Source organism: Lutibacter sp. (assembly GCF_040883305.1).
Classification (GTDB): Bacteria; Bacteroidota; Bacteroidia; order Flavobacteriales; family Flavobacteriaceae; genus Lutibacter.
In genome coordinates this window covers 1-3,898 of sequence record NZ_JBFLKT010000003.1, presented here as the reverse complement: position 1 = coordinate 3,898, position 3,898 = coordinate 1, and the positions used below count along the sequence as shown (strand labels likewise).

4 protein-coding genes and 1 pseudogene are annotated in these 3,898 nt (G+C 30.6%); all 5 read right to left on the bottom strand.

Features of this window, described 5'->3' with window-relative positions; genetic code table 11:
- A pseudogene (locus tag AB1Z17_RS00065) lies at nt 1-191 on the bottom strand (hypothetical protein); the annotation flags it as partial.
- 12 nt (nt 192-203) lie between these two features.
- Nucleotides 204-626 (bottom strand): cupin domain-containing protein, encoded by a 423-nt coding sequence (locus AB1Z17_RS00060; protein ID WP_368049750.1) that lies wholly within the window; start codon nt 624-626, stop codon nt 204-206.
- A gap of 38 nt (nt 627-664) precedes the next feature.
- A complete protein-coding gene (locus AB1Z17_RS00055) occupies nt 665-1,660 on the bottom strand; it encodes a DUF4861 family protein (protein ID WP_368049749.1) in 996 nt (331 codons plus the stop codon).
- A 28-nt stretch (nt 1,661-1,688) separates the two neighbouring features.
- Nucleotides 1,689-2,633: an alpha/beta hydrolase fold domain-containing protein gene (locus AB1Z17_RS00050; RefSeq protein ID WP_368049748.1), complete on the bottom strand. Its 945-nt coding sequence runs from the start codon at nt 2,631-2,633 to the stop codon at nt 1,689-1,691.
- A gap of 45 nt (nt 2,634-2,678) precedes the next feature.
- Nucleotides 2,679-3,898, bottom strand: a 1,220-nt coding sequence (locus AB1Z17_RS00045; RefSeq protein ID WP_368049747.1) for a right-handed parallel beta-helix repeat-containing protein, incomplete at its 5' end; no start/stop codon positions are given.

The window sequence follows — 3,898 nt, the reverse complement described above, 5'->3', positions numbered from 1 at the left end:
GAAGCTTTTGGAAAACGTTCTATTTCTGAAAGTATCATTCTTTCAGACCATTTTAGGGTATCAGATACTACAAGTTCTTTTGTAACTTGATTCTCTTTATTGTCATTTTTCGCATCTTTACAGCTTGTAAAAGCTACCAAAACAAAAAATAATCCTGTTAAAATTTGAAACGTTGTTCTATAATTATTCATAAATTCTAATTTTTAATCCTTTTGATATTTTTTTATAACTAAATACTTTAATTCTATATCACCTGCATTGCTAATTCCGTGCATAACCATAGATGGACAATATAAACTAGAATGCGGACCTACCACGGTTGTTTTACCATCTAAATAAAATTCAGCAGTTCCTTCTAAAACAAAGAAAAATTCATCTTCAATATGTTTATGAGGCGCGTGAGTTGACTTATGAGGTGCAACAACGCTCATTTTTAAAGTTCGACCATCCAAAAAATCTTTATCTGCAAACCAATATTGATAACCAACTTTAGTCTCAATGGTTTTATCTATAGAAAATTGATTTACGCAATTTTCTATAGTAAATTTTTTATTTGAATCATTACTATTTTCCTGAGCACTAATTGTTTGCATTGAACCAGCAACCCAACAAATAAATAAACTCAAAATAAAATTCTTAATTTTTTTAGAAGAAATCATAGAAATTAAAGTGAGTTGTTTTTATTTAATTCATCCAGTTTTTCATCTAAATAGGATAAAAATTCTGCTTCTGTTTTTATTCCGTCTTTTTCTTGCTCCCAGGCACCTAAAAAGTAAAACGAAATTTCACTTGTAGTTGGTTTAAATAATAATAAATGGTCATGTTCCCACTCAGTTACCTCTTTAACAGTTTCAACTTCATAAAATATTGCCATACCTAAATTATCAGGTACTTCTGCCAAAGTTTGTTTACCATAAGTGGCTATATATTCCCATTTTTTATTTTCGCTTTCCTTGGCAAAATAATTTACACCGTGCTTAACAATTCCCGTACAAATTCCTTCAATTTCTTTTGAAGGTGTTATTGTATGTTTTGTATATCTCTTATCTGGTTTAATAGATAACTCCTGATGTAAATCAATAACATCATTTGCTGTACTCCATCCATAATAATCAGTAATTACAATAGAATTTTCTAACGAATTTTCAACTTTAGCAAATGTTGAATCTACTTTTTTAAAATGTAAAACTTCTCCGTTATAAAATCTTCCAATAGAACCAATTCCTAAACCTTTACCCGCTTTTAAAATATCCATACCCCAATCACTTTTCTCGTGATAAGAATCGAATCCATCTAAGCCAATTTTTGAAAGCACCATGGTATCAGTTACTTTTCCGAAAATATCAATTGCATTTCGCCAGTCTAAATACATTCTATAACCAACTTTACTACTTTCCCACCCCGGTCCTTCATATCTAATAAACCAAGAATGATCGGTATGTTCTGCAGGTACTTTAACTTCGGTTACATTTTTAAAAGTACCACCTATATACTCTCTACCTTCCCACTTTCCTCCTTCTTTTATAGAGATTTCAGCGTATGCTTTTAAAGCTTCTTGTTCTTTAACAACCTCAGGTTCAACAGTTGTTTTTTTGTCTTGATTTTTACAAGCTACAACGCTAATTAATAATAAAGCTGAAATGATTTTTATTGTTTTCATTTATTGAAATTTAAATAATATTCTAATTTTAATTTAAAGTTTTACTTAAAAAATTTGTGATATACTCAACAGTTTTATCAAACCAAGGATGAAATAACCAAAAAGTATGTGGACTTTTTTCTATTGATTCTACTTGGCTATAAATACCATATTGATCTAAAATTTTTATCATATCATCTCGTCCCGCAAGAAATCGAGGGTATTGACTTCCAATAAACAATATTGGAGGTGTATTCTCATTTGTATGCGTTAAAGCTGAAGCATCTTTCCAAATTTCAGGAATTTCTTCGTAGCTACCTCCTAACCATAATCCAGCAACTACATCTTCTTTAGATTCCGGATGTTTGAAAGCCAAAACACCATCTAAATCAATAATTGCCTGCACAGCAGAAGACTGATTATAACTGTTTTCAGTTTCTTCAAATACACTATTATTATTTGTTGTTCCAATTAAAGCCGCCATTTGCCCTCCTGAGGAACATCCTAAAACAGCAACTTTTTTCGTATCAATGTAAAACTCGGAAGCATTTGCCTTTATAAACTGTATGGCTCTTTTTATATCATAAATTCCTTCAGGAAAAATTGCTTCTATAGATAACCTGTATTCAACTGTAAAACAGGCATATCCTTTAGAAGCAATTTTTTGAGCTAATGGCTCCATATGAGATTTATTACCAGATTTCCAACCGCCACCATGAACTAATATAACCGCTGGTTTTAACTGCTCACTTTTATTGTAAAAAGCATCTAAATGTAATTTCCGCTCCCCTATTTCTTTATAAATAATCTCTCTTTTTTTAATTACATTTTGACACAATTGAGGGTTAACAATTTCAATTTGTGGAAAATTCTTTTTATACTTTTCAAAAGATCTATGTACTGTATAACTTGTATCAACAGGTATAATTTCTTGTGAAAAAATAATACTCGAAACCAAAATAAAAACTATAAAAAAACCCTTTTTTGTTTTCATTATTTAAATTTAAACAAATCTTCAAAAACTTAAAGTGTTCAATTATTAAAATTCAAAAGCTCCTAAATCTGGTGCACCTCCATTAAAAGGTAAACCTACATCTATTCCTTTATCAATTAAATCGCTTCCAGCATTTAAATGAAAGAAAGTAACATCTGGTAAACTACCATCTGCATTTCTAGCGTTTAATAATTGACTATAATCTAAACTTTTAAAATCATCTGCATCTACTGTTATACCATCTTGCCAACTATTGTTTGTTACATCAAGCGTTGTTGCATTAATACTTCCAAAATCACCTAAAACGTTGCTATTTTTAATGGTTAGTTTTTCTAGCGGATTGGTATTGCTAAATGAGTAATTTTTTCCATTATCAAATGCAGAACAATTATAAATAGTGACATCTCCTCTATTGCTGTTATGATCAAAACCATCAAATCCATTTCCAACAGCTATACAATTAGTATAAACAGCGTTATGTTTTAAATCTTTATTATCACTACCACCAGTTTTAAAACCATTACCATCTCCACCACTTACACTACCATCTTTTAAGAAACCATTATCTATTGCCCAACAGTTTTCATAAGTTGTGGTAATATTGTCATTACCTCTCATATAACCATCCCATCCATCATCTAAATTTTGCCAAGCTCTACAACCAATAAATTTATTATTGGTACCTGCATCTAATTTACAAGCAAACCCATCAGCATTTTCTAAACTGGAATCAGCATTGTAAAATGAATCACAATTTAAAATAGTATTGTTTGATGCTCCATTCCCAATTTGGAGTCCGGTATCAGAATTTTCACTAAACGTACAAAATTCAATTAAATTATTGTTTCCTTTTATATACATACCGTTATCTCCTGCTCCATAAACATCAATCCCTTTAATGTGCCAATTATTACCGTCTAGTTGTATTCCTCTGTTTGAAGAATTTTCTGACATAGAAGAAAAATCAAACTTTGGTCTTGTGTCATCTCCAGGATGCGCTAAAAGTGAAATTGCATTTGCTTCACTTCCATTATTATTAATATCAATTGTTGAATCAAACACATAATTGCCTCCGTGTACGTAAATTTTTTCACCAGGAACAGCATTTGCTATTGCAGTTAAAATTTCTTGTGAAGTACTAACTATAGTACCTTGAACTGAAGCTGTGTTTTCTCCTGTTTTAAATGTATAAGTTGCACTAATTGAAGAATTTACACCATCACTTGTTTCAATATGCCAGTAATAAATAGTATTAGGCTCAACAG